Below are 17935 nucleotides of genomic sequence, written 5' to 3'. Positions count from 1 at the left end.
GACGAGCCTCGAGCGCTCGACGGCCGCTCGTCGACTCCATTCGAAGGCGTAGCCATCTCGGTCCAGGTTCGCGGTGTGTCACTGGTGATGCTGTCCTCGAGTTTAACTATGAAAACGCAACCAACTATCGCATGGTACTTCATTTCAGGAAGGCAACCAGCGTCTACAAGAAGACGTGGCCGTACGTCCTGTTGCAGTTCGGTATCGGTGTCCTGTTCGCACTCCTCGGCGTGGCCTACTTCGGGCTCGCGCTGTGGCTCGTGTATCGGTTTCTCTGGGCTGGCGGTGGGGTGAGTTTGCTTGTCGTCGCAGTCGCTATGCTCGCTGTACTCGCCGTCTTCGCGTTCGTGTGGCGGCTGATACAGCGATACGTCCTCTACATGGTGAAAGCCGGTCACATCGCCGTCATCGCGACTGCCGTCGAGACGGACACCGTTCCTGAAAACCAGATCCGCTACGGCGTCGAGCAGGTCGGTGAAAACTTCTTCTCGGCGAGCGGACTGTGGGTCGTCGACGAAGTGATCGACGCTGTTCTCAGACAGCTGAGCCGATCGGTTGCGCGGTTTCAGCAACTCCTCCCCGTTCCGGTCCCGCGAAATATTCAGGTCTTGTTCACGTTGCTCGAGCGGTCGATCACGATGGCCGTGTCCTATCTCGACAATGCCATCCTCGCGTACATCTTCGTCGACGATACCGAGAACACCTGGCGGTCGGCACGGGACGGCGTCGTTCTCTACGGAAAGACCTGGAAACTGGTCCTCGGATCGACGATCGCGATCGTCTTCGGGATGTACGCGCTTGCGTTCGTGCTGGCGATGGTGTTGGCCCCGCTTGCAGTCGCCCTCGATTTCCTTCCGACGACGATCGAGGCCCTGTCGTGGCTTCTGGTCGGTGGGATGGTCGCGGTCGTCCACACCGGAATCGTCAAGCCGTGGGTCAAAACGGTCGTGATCACGACGTTCCTCGTCGAACAGCGCGATCACACACCGGACAGCGAGACGATGGCGTGGGTCGAGGAGCGATCCGATCGGTTCGCCGAGCTCGTAGAGAAAGCAGAGAACGAGGAGCCGATCGAAGAAGACCACCAGGAGTCCGGTGGGGCTCCCGACCCGGCGGCCAAAATCGGCGACTAGCCGACGCGCGACTCACTCGAGTCTCCAGGGGGAGTGTTCCCGGACGACTTCGAGGGCCGCTCGCTCGCGCTCGTCACCCGCGCGGTCGACGACCGACGCGCAGTATTCGAGGCGCGTTCGAAGCCGGTCCTGGTCGTAGCCGTCGACGCCAAGCCGGGAGGCCGCGACGGTCGCCTCGATGACGGCCCCGAAGCCGCGGTCGATCGTCGGAACGGTCCGACGCTCGATGGTCGACTCGAGTGGCTCGAGCGCCCACCGCTCCCACTCGGTTCCCTCGTCGGTTCCTTGATCGATCCGCTCGACGGACACCCGCGTCCAGGCGGCCGCGGCCTTGAGGACGGGCTCGTCGAACTCGACGATCGAGCAGGCAGCTTCGGCGAACGTGACGGGATCATCGACGAACTGGACGTAGCCACCCCCCTGGCGGTGGAAGTTCCGTCGGGTTCGAGTGTTCCCCCAGGTCGTCGCGGTGATCGGCGCACCCTCGAAGAGGCCGAGGGCAGCGGCGTTCCAGCGGCCGTTCGGGCCGAGGGTCGTGACGACCGACTCGGTGACGCCTGTCAGGTCCACCGGCCACGCTCCGTCGTCGGGATCGCCAGTCTCGTCGCGAGCTGGGTCTCCGGTGTCATCGCTCATATCTCGAGTATGTCGTGCTCGAGGGCGATGAACAGTCCGGCAGCGGTCACGTCTGCGGTCGTCCCTGGATTGATCCCGTGCTCGACGAGTTCGTCGGCGAAAGCGTCGACAGCCGCTCGGTCCGTCTGCACGGCGTTTCGGTCGGCAAGTGCAGCCGCACGGTCGGTTACCTCGGCGGCGATGGCCTCGCCGGAGCGTTTCGCGACGAGAGTATCGGGGCGGTCGCCGAGCAACGAGAGGAATACCGACGCAGTTCGTTCCGAGAGTGCGCCGTTGGCGTCGGCGAGTTGGTTCGCGGCCGCGAACGAGCGTTCGAATCCCGTAACCCACTCGCGGGCGACGTCGTCACCGGGGACGCCCCGCTCGAGGATGTCGAACAGCGTGAGTCCACGGTCTTCAATCGCTGGGATGGCCTCGCTCCCGCGGCGAACGTCGAGGTCGTCCAGTTCGGTCGGTGGGTCGGAGACGAAGACGTCGACGTGCTCGAACGCGCGGTAGAACGCTGCCGCGTCGGCGACCGTCGTCCCCTCGACGACTCCCTCGACGACGGGCTTCGTGAGGTCGTCGCGAGCGGCCCTGACCAGCGGGACGAGCAACAACAGTGCACCGAACTGGGTGTTCCCCCCGCCCTGATCGGCCATTTCCGCGACGGCTTGTTCGAACGACGGGCCGACAGCGGCCCCGTTTTGGGCCATCTCGAGGCCCCGTTGTGCCCCCACCGCGCCCGCGAGGAAGTGTTCGAATCGCAGGTCTGTGAGGTCACGATGGCGGTCGACGTTGCCCGGTTTCGGTGTCCCGGCGACCTCGAGCAGGAGGGCCAGCTGTGCGTTTTGCGCTGGCGTTTGCATAGCCGAAGTAACACACGCCGCCGGCTTGAACGCCCCGACTGGGCATGCGAGACCAGTACGGCTAAACCGACGCTGTCCCAAGCCCCGTCGATGACCGACACGGAGGCGGCGACCGAGTGGAGCCTCCCCGACGACCTCGAGGATGTCCGCGAGACGCTGATCGAGTGGTACGAGGCTGACCATCGGGAGTATCCCTGGCGACGGACCGACGAGCCGTATGCGATTTTGGTCAGCGAGGTGATGAGCCAGCAGACCCAGCTCGACCGCGTCGTCGACGCCTGGGAGGAGTTCCTCGAGCGGTGGCCGACGACGGCCGATCTCGCGGCGGCCGACCGGGCCGACGTCGTAGGCTTCTGGACGAGTCATAGCCTCGGCTACAACAACCGGGCGAAGTACCTCCACGAGGCCGCCCGGCAGGTCGAGGCGGGCGAAGTCGGGCCGGACCGACCTCGTGAAGGCGGCGAAGCCGCAAAAGCGGGTGGCGAGTTCCCGACCACGCCCGACGAACTGCAGGAACTGATGGGCGTCGGCCCCTACACCGCCAACGCGGTGGCGAGTTTCGCCTTTAACAACGGTGACGCGGTCGTCGATACGAACGTCAAGCGCGTCTGTTATCGGGCGTTCGACGTTCCTGACGACGACACAGTCTTCGAGGAGGCCGCGAACGAACTCATGCCCGCGGGCCGTTCGCGTGTCTGGAACAACGCGATCATGGAACTCGGCGGCGTCGCCTGTGGTCAGACGCCGCGCTGTGACGAAGCCGGCTGCCCGTGGCGTGAGTGGTGTGGGGCCTACGCAAGCGGCGATTTTACTGCCCCCGACGTCCCGACCCAGCCCAGTTTCGACGGCAGCCGCCGGCAGTTTCGCGGCCGCGTGATCGCGACGTTACGGGAGTACGACGAACTCGAGTTCGACACGCTCGGCCACCGCATTCGCGTCGATTACACGCCTGACGGCGAGTACGGCCGGGAGTGGCTCGCGGGCCTGCTCGCGGACTTAGAAGACGACGGGCTGGTCGACGTCCTGGAGCGCGACGGGGAGCCAGTGGCCCGACTGCATCGATAACGCCGGGTGCCGTCGACGTCCTCGAGCTGACTCTTCTCGACGTCAGAACGCGAGAAGCACGAGAATCGCCACGAGAATGAACGCCGCTCGGAGGCCGGTGTTGACGACGATCACTTTCGTCCCGAACTCCGCACCCCAGATACCGTACTGGAACGGGATCGACCGCTTGGCCGTCGAGACCGTCAGCGAAAACAGGCCGCCAAGCAGGAGCGTGATCACGGCCTCGGTCGGCGTGAAGACGTCGCCGATCATCGGCGCGATGGCGATCGCGCCGCTCGTTGGATCGACCGTCGCGACGAGAATCACGGGCACCGCTGCACCGGGCAGTCCAACCACCGACGAGAGCGGCTCTGCGACGCTCGCAGCCGACTCGAGGTCGACGTATTCGACGCCGACCAGCACGAGCGAGTAGATAATCGCCAGTCGAGGGACGATCGATCGGAGACGCGTCGCCGTTTTCGATCCCGCCCGGCGGAGTTTGCCGCGCGTCGACCGGTCCTCGTCGTCCGGCAACTCTGCCTCGAGTGTGCTGGTGTCGTAGTCGTAGCCACGGAGCAAGAGCGCGCCGGCGAGGAGGCCGACAACGGTGATCGAAAGCGAGATACTCGCACGGGCACCGACGTACATGAGCCCGGCGTGGAGCCCGAGGATCGGAACCAGGACCGGGCCGTAGTACGTGAAAATGTGCTGGATGAAGCCGAAGAACGTGTTGATGACGACGGCGATCAGGGTCGCCCGATCGTCGAGCAGGCCGGACTCGCGAAATTCCGCGAGCATCCCGTAGCCTGCAGTGACCGAAACGGCGTTCGTGAGGACCGCGGTCCCGACTTCGTCGGGGAGGTTCGCGGGCTCGGTGAGATAGCGTCCGACGCGGGCAACTGCCTCGACGAGGCCGTACTCGACGGCGAGGTTCGCCAGTGCCACTCCAGCACCGATCAACAGCGTGATCGTCACTACCCGCGGGAGCGCTTCGGTCAGCAAGATCGAGCCGATCGAGTCCACGCTGTCGGCTTTCGTCCAGTGGAGGATAGCTCCGTCGGATCGTTGACTGGTCACTGACTGATGCAAACGCGAACGGCCGGAGCCAGCACGAAACTGCTCGACCTTCGCGAGTACGAGCTACCGATCTTCGCTGCGGACTGTGACCGAGCGGACACCGGGGACGCCCAGCGGCTGACTGACCGTTTGTCCGAAGCCGATGCCATCGTCCTCGGCTCGCCGACGTATCACGGCTCGTACTCCTCGCCGCTGAAGGCCGCCCTCGATTACAGTGGATTCGACGAGTTCCGGGGAAAGACCGTCGGCTTGCTCGCGGTTTCGGGCGGTGCCTTTCCGGTGGCCGCTCTCGAGCGCATGCGGTCGGTCTGTCGGGCGTTGAACACCTGGGTGGTCCCTCACGAGGCCGCGGGGCGAACGCCAACACCGCGTTCGATGACGGCGTGTTCGTCGATCCGGAACTCGAAGACCGAGTCGCTACGCTGGGACGACGAGCGGTCCAGTACGCGACGATCGAACCGGATCCCGATTCGTTTGAGAGCGACCAGAACGTCGGTGCAGAGGAAGTAAGGTCGGTTACGGGTCCAGTACGCGCTGGAACCGCTGTTGGTGTGCGAGAAACGCCAACAGTCCGAAGACGGCTACGCCGATCTGGACGGCTTCGATTCGGACGACGATCGTCGTCACCTCGAGGGCGAGCGGTGGCGAGACGATCGTCAAGTCTGTGAACCAGACCGCGGCGAGCAGCGCTGCTCCCCCACCAGCCAGTAGTATCGCCGGAAGGACCAGCGTTCCAATCGTGTTCGAGTCGCGGAACTGTGCCCGGAGGCGAAACGCTCGTCGCTCGATGGCGAACTGGGCGGTGAGAAAGCCGACGAGGACGGCGGTTCCGACGGCGATTCCGCGGAGTCCACCGAGTTGCTCTGCGACGAACAGCCAGACGATCCAGCCGGCGGTGAGCGCGAGTGCAGCCCCGATTCGGTGCGGCTGCAAGAGGTCGCCGAGGTGGCTGACTGTCGCCCCGAACACACCAGCGCGAAGTACCGACCCACAAAAGAGGATTCCGAGTCCAGCGAGTGCCGTCGTGGTCGAGCGAGTACCGACGACGAGCCCGAACCAGAGTCCAACGGCGAGCGTTTCGACGACTGCCGCCGTGAGCGCCGCCGTCACGCCGACGACGCGACGCCGGGTGGCTCGACCGAGGACTCCCGGCTGACGAATGACGCTCATAGTCCGTCCTTGTCCAGCCCGTGTTTCGTTATGTGATCCGTTACCCGGAGAATGCACGCCGTTTGTGACTTTATACTGCCGAAATATGACGTTTATACGACTGGTATCGACTCTCGTCCGTGGATCGGTGGCCAGTGGCCCGTTCCATACTTCGGGTCGGATCTGCCCGCTGTCGTGACGCCTGTTGTCGTTACCTGCTAGCCCCCTGATTGCGGCCAACCGCTGGACAGGCCTGCGCTCGCTGGTGGCTCGGCGAGCGAAGTAGCTATCGCTTACCGAGATAGTTCACATGCGTAAGACGTCCGTACGCCACCTGCATACCGGTAAACCAGGGGAAACGGTGAACAGAGCTATATGCTGCGCTGACATCGTGGCGGATTATGCCCGAAACCGGACAACAGGACGAGACGCTGTCCGAGCTCCTCGTGAAAGAAGCCGTCGAGCGAGGGCTCGAGACGCCGATGCGAGAGACGATCATCGAAGCGGTCGAAGAGTCCCAAGGCTCCACCACGGGGCGTCGACTGCCGCTCGTGGGGGCCGTATTCGGCCTCGGCGCAGCGATTGGATTCCTCGCAGGCCAGCAGTCCTCAGAGCTGGAAACGCCGTCGCTCGAGGAGAGTATGGAGCCAGAACTCATCGAGGACGTAAGCGAGGGGGTCTCCGAAAGCGTCTCCGAGAGTATCGAGGAAACGACGGGGACTGACGAGACAGACGAGACGGAAACCGGCGGGAGCCGATTGCCTCGCCTTCTGCTCGTTCTCGGCGTGATCGTCGGCGCGGTCCTCCTTCGTCGCCGACTTGCAGGCGAGGACGAAGACGAGTGGGAGCCGATCGAGGAGTTCGAGCCGGTGACGAGCGTCGATTCTGACGACGCGGAGGCAGACGACACGGAGACGGACGACTCCGAAGCAAGCGAGGCGGACGCACAGCCGGCTGACGAAACGAAAGAGGAGTAACTGGATTTCTCGACGCCAACCCCGGTTCCGCTTTCCCGACTGCCTCGAGATGTCCACACTTTCTGTTCCCGACACAGATCTGGCTGAAATCGGTCGACGGTGACGAAGGACCTAAGGCAGCGTCGCAGACACTGTGAATCGATGGAGACGACCCACCGCGTCTACGCCGGCGATTCCCGGCAGCTCTCGAGTCTCGAGGACGAGTCGGTCGAACTCGTCGTCACGTCCCCGCCGTATCCGATGATCGAGATGTGGGACGACCTCTTTTCGGATCTCGATCCGACGGTCGCCGATGCGCTCGAGTCGGGGGATGGTTCGCGAGCGTTCGAGGCGATGCACGCCCAGCTCGACCGCGTCTGGGACGAACTCGAGCGGGTGCTCGTCGACGGCGGCATCGCGTGTCTCAACGTCGGTGACGCGACCCGCTCACTCGACGGGAGCTTTCGCGTCTATCCGAATCACGCGCGCGTCCTCGAGGCGTTCGAGAGCCGCGGGTTCGACCCACTTCCGGACGTTCTCTGGCGCAAACCGGCCAACAGCACGGCGAAGTTCATGGGCAGCGGGACGGTGCCGCCGAACGCCTACGTCACGTTAGAACACGAGTACGTCCTCGTCTTCCGAAAGGGGAGCGAGCGCCGCGAGTTCGAACCCCGTGCCGACCGGCGCTACGAGGCCGCGTTCTTCTGGGAGGAGCGAAACCAGTGGTTCTCAGACGTCTGGACCGAGGTTCGCGGCGAACTGCAGGCGATCGAGTTCGACGACGACGAGCTGCGCGAGCGGTCGGCCGCCTTTCCGCTCGAGATCCCGTATCGGCTGATCTGTATGTATTCAGCGTACGGCGACACGGTTTTCGATCCCTTCTGGGGAACGGGCACGACCACGCTTGCGGCGATGTGTGCCGGGCGGAATTCCGTGGGCTACGAACTCGAGGAGACGTTTCTCGAGGTGTTCGCCGAGCGTGTCGGGACGGTGCCGTCGCTCTCTCGATCGGTGGGACGGACGCGGCTCGAACGCCACCGCGAGTTCGTCACGGAGCGTCGCGAGTCGGGCAAGCGTCTGGGCTACGACGCCGACCATTACGAGACGCCGGTCGTGACGAAGATGGAACGCGGCATTCGACTTCGGGAGGTCGTCGACGTCGACGAGATCGACGACGGCTACCGTCTCGAGCACGCGCCGCTGTCGCTCGAGTGAGTCCACCGGTTCCCACGATCACGGTCGCGGGCTGATTCGATCGCCGCCTCGCCAACGTTTTAGTCCGCGGTCGATCGTACACGGGGCATGGACGACTCCGTCGACCTCGATCGATTCGACTCGCGACGCTCGACGGCGTACGCGAACCGTGGACTGGTAGCGACGAGCCAACCACTGGCCGCCCAGGCAGGCCTCGAGATCCTCCGTAAAGGCGGGAACGCGTTCGACGCCGCCGTTGGGACCGCCGCCGCGCTCAACGTCGTCGAACCCACCTCGACCGGGCTGGGGGGCGACGTCTTCGCACTCTACCGGACCGCCGATGGCGAGGTCGGGGCGTTGCGGTCGTGTGGTCCCGCCCCAAAAAACGCGACGGTCGACGCCGTCCGGGGGTCGCTCGAGGACCACGACGACCCGAGTCGCTACTACCCCGAATCGCGTGGCTACGCGGTCGACGGCGACGCGAGCGCGGACGATCTCGGCATGCCCTTTCTCGGCCCCCACGCGGTGACCGTCCCAGGAACGGCCCGCGGCTGGGAGACGACAGTGCAGGAATTGGGTCGCCTCTCGCTGGCCGACGTGCTCGAGCCGGCAATCGGGTACGCGACCGAGGGCTATCCCGTCTCGCCGGTCATCGCTCACCACTGGACGGGCGCAGAGGAGTTGTTCACACACGAACACGCCCGCGAGGCGTACCTCTTCGACGGCGAGAGTCCCGAGCCGGGCCAGACCGTTCGGCTTCCGCGTCTGGGGGACTCCCTCCAGCAGATCGCCAAGGATGGCGCTGACGTCGTCTACGAGGGTGAGATCGCCGACGCGATCGTCGAGGAGGTCCAGTCTGCGGGCGGCTTTCTGACCCACGACGACCTCGCGGCGTTCGAACCCGAGTTCGTCGATCCCGTGTGTACCACCTACAACGGCGCCGAGATCTACGAACTGCCGCCGAACAACCAGGGGTTGATCGCCCTCGAGGCGCTCAACATCGCCGAGGAGATCGGTGCCGGTGACCATCCCCGCGAGTCGGCCGAGCGAATCCACGCCTTTGCCGAGGCGATGAAACTCGCGTTCGTCGACGGCCACCACTACGTTACGGACCCCGAGTTCGAGGAGATTCCGCCCCTGGCTGACAAGTCATACGCCCGCGAGCGAGCGACGGCGATCGGCGGCGACCCCATTTCGGACCCGCAGGTCGGCGTTCCGAACGCAAACGCCGAAGACGCCGATACGGTCTTGCTGACCGTTGGCGACGCCGAGGGGAACCTCGTCTCCTACATCAACTCCCGGTTTGCTGGCTTCGGGAGCGGCCTCGTCGCCGGCGAGACGGGTATTGCCCTCCAGAACCGAGGGGCCTCGTTCTCGCTCGATCCCGAGCACCCGAACAGCCTCGAGCCTGGCAAACGGCCGTTTCACACGCTCGTCCCTGCCGTCGCGAAACTCGACGAGGATGACTGGTTGGCATTCGGCGTCATGGGTGGCTACATGCAGCCCCAGGGCCACGTCCAGGTACTTTCGAACCTCGTCGATTACGGGATGAATCCACAGGCAGCACTCGACGCGCCGCGGTGGCGCTACCGCGAGGACGGAACCCTCGGCATCGAGGACCGACTGCCGGCGGCCGCCTCACTTGCTCGAATGGGCCACGACGTTCGCGTCTTACCACCGGTGATGTTCGGCGGCGCCCAACTCGTTCGTCGTCGTGGGGAGACGCTCTCGGGGGCGACAGAGCCCCGAAAAGACGGCGTCGCGATCGGCTATTGACGGCTGACCGAACGTCCACTGGTAATCACTTCCCGATACCACTCTGAAATACCCGTGGCGTTCTCGAGACGTTACATTCAGATTACAAACACACTCATTACGGAGAACGTGGAAAGCGGATCGAGGTCGCTGTCTACACGATGGGGTTCTACGAATGACCGGTATGAGCAAACGATCATCGACGAATCGGACGAGTGTACACGACGAAGTGCAGTACGAACGAGACGACGACGAGCCATTGACCGTCGCGGTCGCCGAGGCTGTTGCGACCTATCGCGGCGTCGACGTCATCGACCTCGAGCCGCTTCACGGGGCCATTGACACCGGCGCGCTCGAGCGACTGTTCGACTCGCGGGCTGGCGATGGACGAACAACGGGGACGGTGGCGTTCGAGTACGACGACTGTCTCGTAACGATCACCGCGTCGGGGACGATCCGCGTCGAACCAGCACCGAGTTGAACCGACACGGTTCCGTCACGCCTCGACTCCACGACCGAAGCCACGCCTCGCCACCTCTTGTCGGCGTGTCACTCGATACCAGATATGAGTTTACTCGGGGGTCGCGGGCGGTTCTGTCCGTTGCGTCAGAACCACGCGACCAGTGCCGTCGACACAAACGGAGTGGTCTCGATAGGAAAACTCGATCGTCGCCTCTGCGTCGGCCGTCTGGACGAACGCGTCCAGTGCGTCCGGATCGACGACGTTGTGAAGCGGGGGCGTCAACTCGACCGGATCGATGCCCTCGGCGCTCGCGACTTGCGTTACGACCTGGATGCTCGGTGTGTCCCCCGGCTGCATATCCCGACCACCACATCGCCCTATATGAATTCAGTGATAGTTTACTGCCTGCCGTCTGCTCTACGTCTGCCCCTCGTCAGACAAATGCACGCTCGAGTTCCGACGAACGAACCGGCCAGTGGCACTCGAGGTCGCTGGCCGTCGGTCGATCAGTCGTCCTCGAGGTCGTCGCCGAGTGAGCCCTCGTACTTCTCTTGGTCGGCATCGGGGAGGTAGCGGCGCTCCCACTCGAGGACAGCCGGGAAGCCGGAGAACTCGTGGAGGCTCCCGAGCGGCCGGTCGTTGAACGCGTCGTCGATCCCGCGCATCGCTCCGACCGGGTCGTCGGCGAACGCAGTGAGGTCCTCGTGGACGTGCGCGATGGTCGACAGCGTCGATGCGATCGGGAAGACGACCAGATCGAAGCCCCACGACTCGAGGTCGGCGAGATCGACGTACGGTGAGGAGCCGAGGTCGCCCACGAAGTTGTAGACGATCGGTCCGTCGACCTCGCGGCCGATCCGTTCGAGTTCCGCCTCATCGGTCGGTCCCTCGACGAAGGCGACGTCGGCTCCGGCCTCGAGGAAAGCGTTCGCGCGGTCGATCGCCTCCTCGAGCGACCCGTCGCCAGTGCCGCGGGCGTCCGTTCGGGCGATGAGCACGAACTCGGGGGCGCGGTCGTCGCGAACGTCGGCCGCGGCTTCGATCTTGCCGACGGCCTCCTCGCGCGGGATGACCTCCCGACCTTTCGTGTGGCCACAGCGTTTCGGGAAGGTCTGGTCTTCGATGTGGATGGCACCGACGCCGGCGCTGATGTACTCCCGGACGGTCCGGACGACGTTCGTCGCGTTGCCGTAGCCGTTGTCCGCGTCGGCAATGAGCGGCACGTCGATGCGTTCCTGGATGTTCGCGGCGTTGTCGATCATCTCCGGCATGGTGATCAGGCCGGCGTCGGGATAGCCGGTCGCCGACAGCGAGGTCCCGTAGCCGGTCATGTAGATCGCGTCGAAGCCGACGGCGTCCGCGACGGCGGCCGTCAGGGGGTCGTGGACGCCGGGACAGACCAGTAACTCCTCGCGCTCGAGTCGATCACGCAGCGCCGCTCCGTACTCGGTCATGATCGGTTCCAGGTCTGTCGTGGGCAAGCAGGTGTCGATACGGCTCGTCGAGTGTCGGTGTAGTTACGCATCGTCTTTGAGGTGGTCTATGACGTCGTCGGTCGAGACGACGTCGCCGTATTTCGCGTCGATATCGAAGAGGTTGGCCCGGTGTGGGCCTTCGGCGCGGTCGCCGACTGCATCTGCCGGAACGATCGTCCGATAGCCGTGTTGGAGGCTGTCGACGGCCGTCGCACGGACGCAGCCGCTGGTCGTGACGCCAGCGATCACGAGCGTGTCGACTCGGTTTGTGGTCAACTCGGTCTGGAGGTCGGTCCCGAAGAACGCACTCGCGTACTTTTTTACGATCACCCGTTCGTCGTCGCCGGGCGCGATCCGGTCGTCGACCGCGACCGCGTCGGTGCCGAGGCGAAGCTCTCGTAACGCGGGGACCTTCTCGACGAACCGACCGGCGTCGCCGTAGGACTCCTCGTAGGCGACGGTCGTGAAATACCGAGGTAGATCGTGCTCACGAAAGGCCTCGAGCAGCCGTTCGGTTTCCTCGAGGACGTCGCGTACGTCCGCCCCCAGTCCAGTCTCGGGATCGGTGAAGGCGTTGATCAGGTCGATGACGACGAGCGCGGGCCGGTCGCCGAGGCCGACGCTCGCGCCGAAGTCGGACTCGTCGTAGCTGTCGAAGTCGTGTGGCCAGTCCATTGGAATCTGTGGTGTTCGACGAGAGCCCTCAGTCGTGTCTGTCGTCGAACTCGCGGCGTTCGTCGGCGATTCGTGTCTCGAGTTCGTCGTCGTCGGGAAGCGGGCCGTAATCGAACGACTCGAGGTCGTCGCGGCTCGCCCGCAACTCCTTGCGCCGGTTCTCGGTCGCTGCCTCGTCGACGGTCCCGTCCGTGAGGACGACGCCGTACTCCTCGCGTGCGGCTGCTTCGGAGACGAGCCCACGGTCGACCTCTCGAGCAACGGTATCGGTGTCGCGCTCGAGCGGATCACCCAGTCCGCCGCCGCCGGCGGTGGCGAAGACGAGTTTGTCGCCCGCTTCGACGCCGACGTTTTCGACTTTCGAGGGCAACTCCTCCTCGGTGCCGTCGGCGCGGATCAGTTTCTTCTCGCTGGTCGCCGCGTGAGTGCCGCCGTCGACGCCCCACGGGTAGGTGTGTGCACGGTCGTCCTGGAAGGTGATCGCGCCCGACTCCTCGAAGGTGTAGACCTTCGTGATGCCGTGGCCGCCGCGGAACTCACCAGCGCCGCCGGTATCGGCACGCGTGCTGTACTCGTCGATCGAAAGCGGGTAGTACGCTTCCTGATACTCAGCGGGGACGGTCCGGAACAGCGGCCACCACGAGTGACCGTCGAGTCCGTCACCGCCCGGCCGCGCTGGAATGCCGCCATAGAGGATCTCGAGCATCTGGAAATCGTTGCCTTCGGAGTCGGTGCCCGCGTAGACGAGGTTCGGCGAGGTGCCGTAGCTACCGGCGACGGAGAAGTCGTCGATGAGCTTCGAGAACGTCGCCTGCAGGACGTCGAACTGTCGGGCCATCATCGGCAACCGGTTGCCGAGTGCCGCCGGGAACTCCGGCTGGACGACCGAGCCCTCGGGTAAGGTCACCTCGAAGAGATCGTAGTAGCCGTCGTTGAACGTCAGCAGGGGGTCGAATGCCATGATGAGGAAGACCCCAGTGAACATCTTGAACATCTTCTCGTTCAACAGGAAGTTGACCGTTCCCGGAACCTGCTCGTCCGTGCCCGTCCAGTCTAAGTAGACGGTGTCGCCCTCCCGGTAGATCTCGAGGTGGAGTTTGATCGGACCGTTGCCCATCCCGTCGTCGTCGACGTAGTCCTCGAATGTGTAGCGTTCGCCTTCGGGGACGAACTCGTGGATGAGGTCGATCATCCCGGCGCGGGTTCGATCGAGAATGGCGTCGGTCGCCTCGAGGTAGGTCTCCTTGCCGAAGCGGTCACAGAGTTCGTGGACGCGCGTTTCGGCGGCTTTCGTCCCCGCTGCGAGTGCCTTGATGTCGGCTTCGGCGTGTTCTGGCAGCCGGGTGTTGTGTGCGAACGTCTCGAGGAGTTCGCTGTCGAACGCACCCGCCTTGTAGAGTTTGACCGGCGGGAGTCGCATCCCTTCCTCGAAGATGGTGGTCGCCTGGACGGGCATGCTGCCGGGAGTCTTGCCGCCGACGTCCATCAGGTTCCCCCACTGGCTCGAGTAGCCCACGAGGTCGCCCTCGTAGAAGATTGGCCGCAACAGGAGCATGTCGGGCGTGTGCGAGACAGCGCCAGCACACATGTAGGGATCGTTGGTCGCGATGACGTCACCGTCAACGAGGTCGTCCCGGTCGAACGGTGAGTTCTCGAGGATCGTGTCGATCGCCGAGCCGAACTGGCCCATGACCATTCGGCCCTTCGCATCCGCGATGAGCGGGAACTGATCCGACTGCTCGCGGATGACGGGACTGATCGCGGTCGTTTCGACGACTCGGTCCATCTCGTCGCGGGTGTTCGAGAGCGTACTTTCGATGATGTCGAGTGTGGTCTGGTCGACGTCGTGCTCACGGACGAAGTCGGGTGTCTCAGTGCTCATTGTGCATCACCTCGAGTGATTTCGATGTTTCCGTAGCGGTCGATCAGCGCCGTGTGATCCGGCTGGACGACGACCGTCGAGTCGTCGTCGGTGACGATCGCCGGTCCGTCGAGTTCGTTGCCCGGCCGCAGCTCGGCTCGATCGTAGATCGTCGTCTCGTAATCGGTGCCGTCGAAGTAGACCTCGCTCGAGTCGACCACGGCGGCGCTCGGGTCGGCTTCGCTCAGTTCCGTCTCGTCGATGGTGACGCCCTCCATCAGCCCCTTGCCGATGACCCGGAGGTTCGCGACCTCCAGTGGCGCTTCGAGAGTAAAGCCGAACTGTCGTTCGTGGCGACGCTCGAAGTCGTCGTTGATCTCCGCGAGGCCAGCCTCGCCGCGGAGGCCGTCGAGGTCGACTGGGATCGACATCTGGATGTCCTGTCTGAAGTATCGACAGTCTGCATAGTACTCGAACTCGTGGTCTGTGTCGTCGACGCCCTCCGAACGGAGCCACTCGCCGGCCTCGGCTGCGAGTGCCTCGAGCTTCCCGGCGACATCGTCGCCGTCGACGTTCTGGTCGGTCTCGAGGTAGGTCTCTGAGAACTCGTTCTGGACGTCGGACGTGAGAAAGCCGAACGCGGACATGACGCCCGGGCCCGGTGGAACGATCAGCGGGTAGGCGTCCATCACGTCTGCGAGGGCGTTTGCGTGCATCGGGCCGGCGCCGCCGAACGCGACGAGTCCGAACTCGCGGGGGTCGTAGCCGCGCTCGACGCTCACGACGCGAAGCGCGCCGTGCATGTTCTCGTTGACGATGTCGAGGATCGCCTGGGCAGCCTCCTCGACCGAGCTATCACGCTGGTCGGCGATGGTGGCGACGGCCTCGCGGGCCGCCTCGCGGTCGAGATCCATTCGCCCGCCGAGTTGCACCGACGGCGGGATTCGCCCGAGGACGACGTTCGCATCGGTGACCGTCGGCTCCTCGCCACCCTGGCCGTAACACGCTGGTCCGGGGTCGGCGCCGGCGCTCTCGGGGCCGACCTGCAACGAGCCGTTCAGCTGTACGCGGGCGATCGAGCCACCGCCAGCGCCGACCGTGTTCACGTCGACGGACCGGGATTTGAACTCCCGATAGCCGACTTTCGTCTGGCGGGTCGTCTCCGGTGTCCCGTCTTCGACGAGCGAAACGTCAGTCGACGTCCCGCCCATGTCGAGTGTCAATACGTCTGGGACACCCTTTTTCGAGGCAATCGTCGCCGCGCCGACGACTCCACCGCTGGGACCCGAGAGTGCGAGTTCGACCGGGCGACGCTGTGCTGCTCGGGAACTCATCAGTCCACCGTCGGACCGGACGACGTTCATCCGTGCTGTGGAGCCGGCCGCTGCCAGCGACTCGTCCAGATCCTCGAGGTACTCGATGACCGTCGGCCGCGCGTAGTCGTTGATGACCGTCGTCAGCGTTCGCTCGTACTCGCCGTACTCCGGAACGATCTCAGAGGAGACCGAGACCGGCAGTTCGGGGGCTTCTTCGCCGATGATCTCGCGGACGCGTTCCTCGTGGGCCGGATTGAGATACGAGTTCAACAGCGCGACCGTCACCGACTCGACGCCCGCGGCCTCGAGTTCTTGAACCGCCTCTCGGACTGCCGTCTCGTCGAGCGGTTCGACCTCCTCGCCGGACGGCGAGGCGATCGTACCGCCGACGCCTCGTGTATCGACGAGGTCGGCCAGCGGATCGGGCTTCTCCATGGCCATCCAGCCGTACAGCGGGCCGGGAGTCCACGCCCGTGCGAGGTGGAGGACGTCTTCGTGGCCCTCAGTGGTGACCAGCCCGACGCGCGACCCGGTCTCCTCTAAGAGCATGTTCGTCACGACGGTCGTCCCGTGAAACAACAACTCGAGGTCGGCCACTGACGTTCCCGCTTTGGCCGTCGCCTCCTCGATACCGTGCTGGACACCCGTTGAGGGGTTCGCCGGAGTCGAGAGCACCTTATCGATCGTCAGTTCGTGCGTGGCTTCGTCGAAGACGATGACGTCGGTAAACGTCCCGCCGACGTCCACGCCGAGGTTGTATGTCATATGATATCGCTCCATATGGTGAGACGGAACGTTGGTGAGTAAGGATTCCCCCAACAGCTGTTGGCTGTTTATGAACTATCGTCCGGAATAGGCGTCCCTGTCGGCTGTCGTGTCCGTTCGGTAGAGTCCCGTCGGGCGCTCGAGCGAGCGATAGCGGACCGGATCGAACGGGCACACCCAGCACACAGCCACGAGACGAACAGTACACGAACTGCCAAAGCCGACATGGCAGCAGCATGAGTGGACATCGTCCGACCCCAACTCTGGGTGTATCTTTTTCACAGAGGGGTGTGTTCACACACCGTACGAGCCGATGTTTACCGCGACGATTCATTTCACCCAGCACCGAGAGTGTATTCTCCGTCGCCTCACGGCGAGTGCCGACGCGCCGTTTCCAATCGAGATCGAGGAGATCCAGAACGGGTTCGTGACCTTCGTCCTGTGTGCCGGCGAGCACGCCGACGCGTTCCAGTCCGAACTCGAGGCCACAGATCACGTCGAACACGTCGAGCGACTCGACGAGGAGAACCTCCTCGTGACCAAACCGTCCTGTGGCGCCTACTCGGCCATCTACCGCAACCACGGCACGCTCCGTCGCTCGAACACGGTCTCCGGCCGCCAGCGAGAGTACAACGTCCTCGTCTTTCGACGAGAAGATCTCAGGCGCATTATCGACGACCTCGAGGGGTTCGGTACGGTCACGCTCGGGAAACTCGAGCCCTTCGAGGCGAGCACCGACTCGCCGCTGACGGCCCGACAGCGCGAAGTCGCCACGGAAGCGCTCGCTCGAGGGTACTACGATTGGCCGCGGAAGATCACGAACGAACAACTCGCCGAGGAACTCGAGATCAGTCGCGCGACGTTACACGAACACCTCCGGAAAGCCGAACACCGACTGCTCTCTTCTGCGCTGGCCGACGGCCACCGGCGGACCGGACGGGGCGCGTTCGAACGTATCGAGGTTGACACCGGCGACTGACGGTACTCGCCGCTCGACTGCGGAGGTCTGTGAGACTGTTTTGCCGAGGAGAGTCCGTACGACCGGTTTGCTGTCGCAGCGTCCACACGCGAGGTAGACGTCTCGTCATCCTTCGACGAGTTTCCATCCTGATTTCGAGGTTCCGCCGTCTCGAGTGGCCGACCGGTATCGCAGACTGTGTCGGCGGGACGTCGTTCGAATGAGCGAACTGCGAGCCGTTTTCGACGGCCAAACCGGTCCACTACGTGATGGTGTCTCTACCGAGGTACAGCGAGAGTGCCTCGGGGCTTGACCCCGAGGTACTTCACGAGAAAGCTTGTTGCCGTTCTCGAGCAGACTTTCTCCGATTGTTCTAAAAGAAAGCTATTGTGACATGTTCTGGGTTTCGGTCGTTAGATACTGTCTGAGAGCTGCGACCGACGGTCACAAAACTACATGATAATTTTGTGTGGAAGGTTGTGGGTTGGTTTCACTACCCTTGGCTCTGCTATCGGTTCTTCACAATTATTGCAAAAGGACGCACCTTTATCCATCATGATAATTGTACTGTTACTCGTATGCGAAACGCCCGTGGTAACGACACAGCCGACGTGTTTTTTGTGAGACAAG

16 protein-coding genes and 1 pseudogene are annotated in these 17935 nt (G+C 64.1%); 8 read left to right on the top strand and 9 right to left on the bottom strand.

The features are described from left to right. Positions 1 to 131: 131 nt before the first annotated feature. Positions 132 to 1133: a hypothetical protein gene (locus AArc1_RS09585; protein ID WP_117364158.1), complete on the top strand. Its 1002-nt coding sequence runs from the start codon at positions 132 to 134 to the stop codon at positions 1131 to 1133. Between the two features lie 12 nt (positions 1134 to 1145). On the opposite strand, the gene AArc1_RS09580 is transcribed toward AArc1_RS09585, so the two are convergent. Both AArc1_RS09580 and AArc1_RS09575 read right to left on the bottom strand, forming a co-directional pair. Then, complete coding sequence (locus AArc1_RS09580; RefSeq protein ID WP_117364157.1) at positions 1146 to 1769, bottom strand: DUF447 domain-containing protein; 624 nt, start codon at positions 1767 to 1769, stop codon at positions 1146 to 1148. Further along, positions 1766 to 2617 carry a triphosphoribosyl-dephospho-CoA synthase gene (locus AArc1_RS09575; RefSeq protein WP_117364156.1) on the bottom strand — a complete coding sequence of 284 codons (852 nt, stop codon included), beginning with the start codon at positions 2615 to 2617 and terminating at the stop codon, positions 1766 to 1768. Before AArc1_RS09575 ends, AArc1_RS09580 begins: the two co-directional genes overlap by 4 nt. Positions 2618 to 2707: 90 nt before the next feature. On the opposite strand from AArc1_RS09575, the gene AArc1_RS09570 reads away from it, so the two are divergent. After that, the gene (locus AArc1_RS09570; RefSeq protein ID WP_117364155.1) at positions 2708 to 3682 is read left to right on the top strand and encodes an HhH-GPD family protein; all 975 of its coding nucleotides are present in this window, start codon (positions 2708 to 2710) and stop codon (positions 3680 to 3682) included. A gap of 42 nt (positions 3683 to 3724) precedes the next feature. Here the strand turns inward: AArc1_RS09570 and AArc1_RS09565 are convergent, their stop codons facing one another. Next, on the bottom strand, positions 3725 to 4684 hold the full coding sequence (locus AArc1_RS09565; RefSeq protein ID WP_117365853.1) for a nucleoside recognition protein: 960 nt from the start codon (positions 4682 to 4684) through the stop codon (positions 3725 to 3727). A 75-nt stretch (positions 4685 to 4759) separates the two neighbouring features. Here AArc1_RS09565 and AArc1_RS09560 point away from each other — a divergent pair. Beyond that, positions 4760 to 5241: pseudogene (locus AArc1_RS09560) on the top strand (NADPH-dependent FMN reductase); the annotation flags it as partial. A gap of 13 nt (positions 5242 to 5254) precedes the next feature. Here the strand turns inward: AArc1_RS09560 and AArc1_RS09555 are convergent. Beyond that, positions 5255 to 5908, bottom strand: a complete 654-nt coding sequence (locus AArc1_RS09555) for a hypothetical protein (RefSeq protein WP_117364154.1) — start codon at positions 5906 to 5908, stop codon at positions 5255 to 5257. 380 nt (positions 5909 to 6288) lie between these two features. Here AArc1_RS09555 and AArc1_RS09550 point away from each other — a divergent pair, with 380 nt between their 5' ends. From AArc1_RS09550 to AArc1_RS09535, 4 genes are all read left to right on the top strand, one after another. Next, positions 6289 to 6864, top strand: a complete 576-nt coding sequence (locus AArc1_RS09550; RefSeq protein WP_117364153.1) for a hypothetical protein — start codon at positions 6289 to 6291, stop codon at positions 6862 to 6864. A 141-nt stretch (positions 6865 to 7005) separates the two neighbouring features. Further along, positions 7006 to 8058, top strand: coding sequence for a DNA-methyltransferase (locus tag AArc1_RS09545; protein WP_117364152.1), 1053 nt, complete (start codon positions 7006 to 7008; stop codon positions 8056 to 8058). Between the two features lie 87 nt (positions 8059 to 8145). Then, on the top strand, positions 8146 to 9813 hold the full coding sequence (gene ggt, locus AArc1_RS09540) for a gamma-glutamyltransferase (protein WP_117364151.1): 1668 nt from the start codon (positions 8146 to 8148) through the stop codon (positions 9811 to 9813). Positions 9814 to 9967: 154 nt separating this feature from the next. Next, entirely contained in the window at positions 9968 to 10273 is a 306-nt protein-coding gene (locus AArc1_RS09535) for a HalOD1 output domain-containing protein (protein ID WP_117364150.1), read from the top strand. 90 nt (positions 10274 to 10363) lie between these two features. On the opposite strand, the gene AArc1_RS09530 is transcribed toward AArc1_RS09535, so the two are convergent. The 5 genes from AArc1_RS09530 to AArc1_RS09510 form a co-directional block, all read right to left on the bottom strand. Next, positions 10364 to 10612 (bottom strand): HalOD1 output domain-containing protein, encoded by a 249-nt coding sequence (locus AArc1_RS09530; protein ID WP_117364149.1) that lies wholly within the window; start codon positions 10610 to 10612, stop codon positions 10364 to 10366. Positions 10613 to 10761: 149 nt separating this feature from the next. Continuing rightward, complete coding sequence (locus tag AArc1_RS09525) at positions 10762 to 11709, bottom strand: isocitrate lyase/PEP mutase family protein (RefSeq protein WP_117364148.1); 948 nt, start codon at positions 11707 to 11709, stop codon at positions 10762 to 10764. 63 nt (positions 11710 to 11772) lie between these two features. Beyond that, positions 11773 to 12405 (bottom strand): isochorismatase family protein, encoded by a 633-nt coding sequence (locus AArc1_RS09520; protein WP_117364147.1) that lies wholly within the window; start codon positions 12403 to 12405, stop codon positions 11773 to 11775. Positions 12406 to 12433: 28 nt separating this feature from the next. Next, the gene (locus AArc1_RS09515; protein WP_117364146.1) at positions 12434 to 14287 is read right to left on the bottom strand and encodes a hydantoinase B/oxoprolinase family protein; all 1854 of its coding nucleotides are present in this window, start codon (positions 14285 to 14287) and stop codon (positions 12434 to 12436) included. Further along, entirely contained in the window at positions 14284 to 16347 is a 2064-nt protein-coding gene (locus tag AArc1_RS09510) for a hydantoinase/oxoprolinase family protein (RefSeq protein WP_117365852.1), read from the bottom strand. Before AArc1_RS09510 ends, AArc1_RS09515 begins: the two co-directional genes overlap by 4 nt. Positions 16348 to 16660: 313 nt before the next feature. Here AArc1_RS09510 and AArc1_RS09505 point away from each other — a divergent pair, with 313 nt between their 5' ends. After that, complete coding sequence (locus AArc1_RS09505) at positions 16661 to 17326, top strand: helix-turn-helix domain-containing protein (RefSeq protein ID WP_117364145.1); 666 nt, start codon at positions 16661 to 16663, stop codon at positions 17324 to 17326. The last annotated feature ends 609 nt before the right edge of the window (positions 17327 to 17935 follow it).

It is taken from the genome of Natrarchaeobaculum sulfurireducens (genome assembly GCF_003430825.1).
Lineage (GTDB): Archaea > Halobacteriota > Halobacteria > Halobacteriales > Natrialbaceae > Natrarchaeobaculum > Natrarchaeobaculum sulfurireducens.
This window is presented reverse-complemented; position numbering and strand designations above follow the sequence as displayed.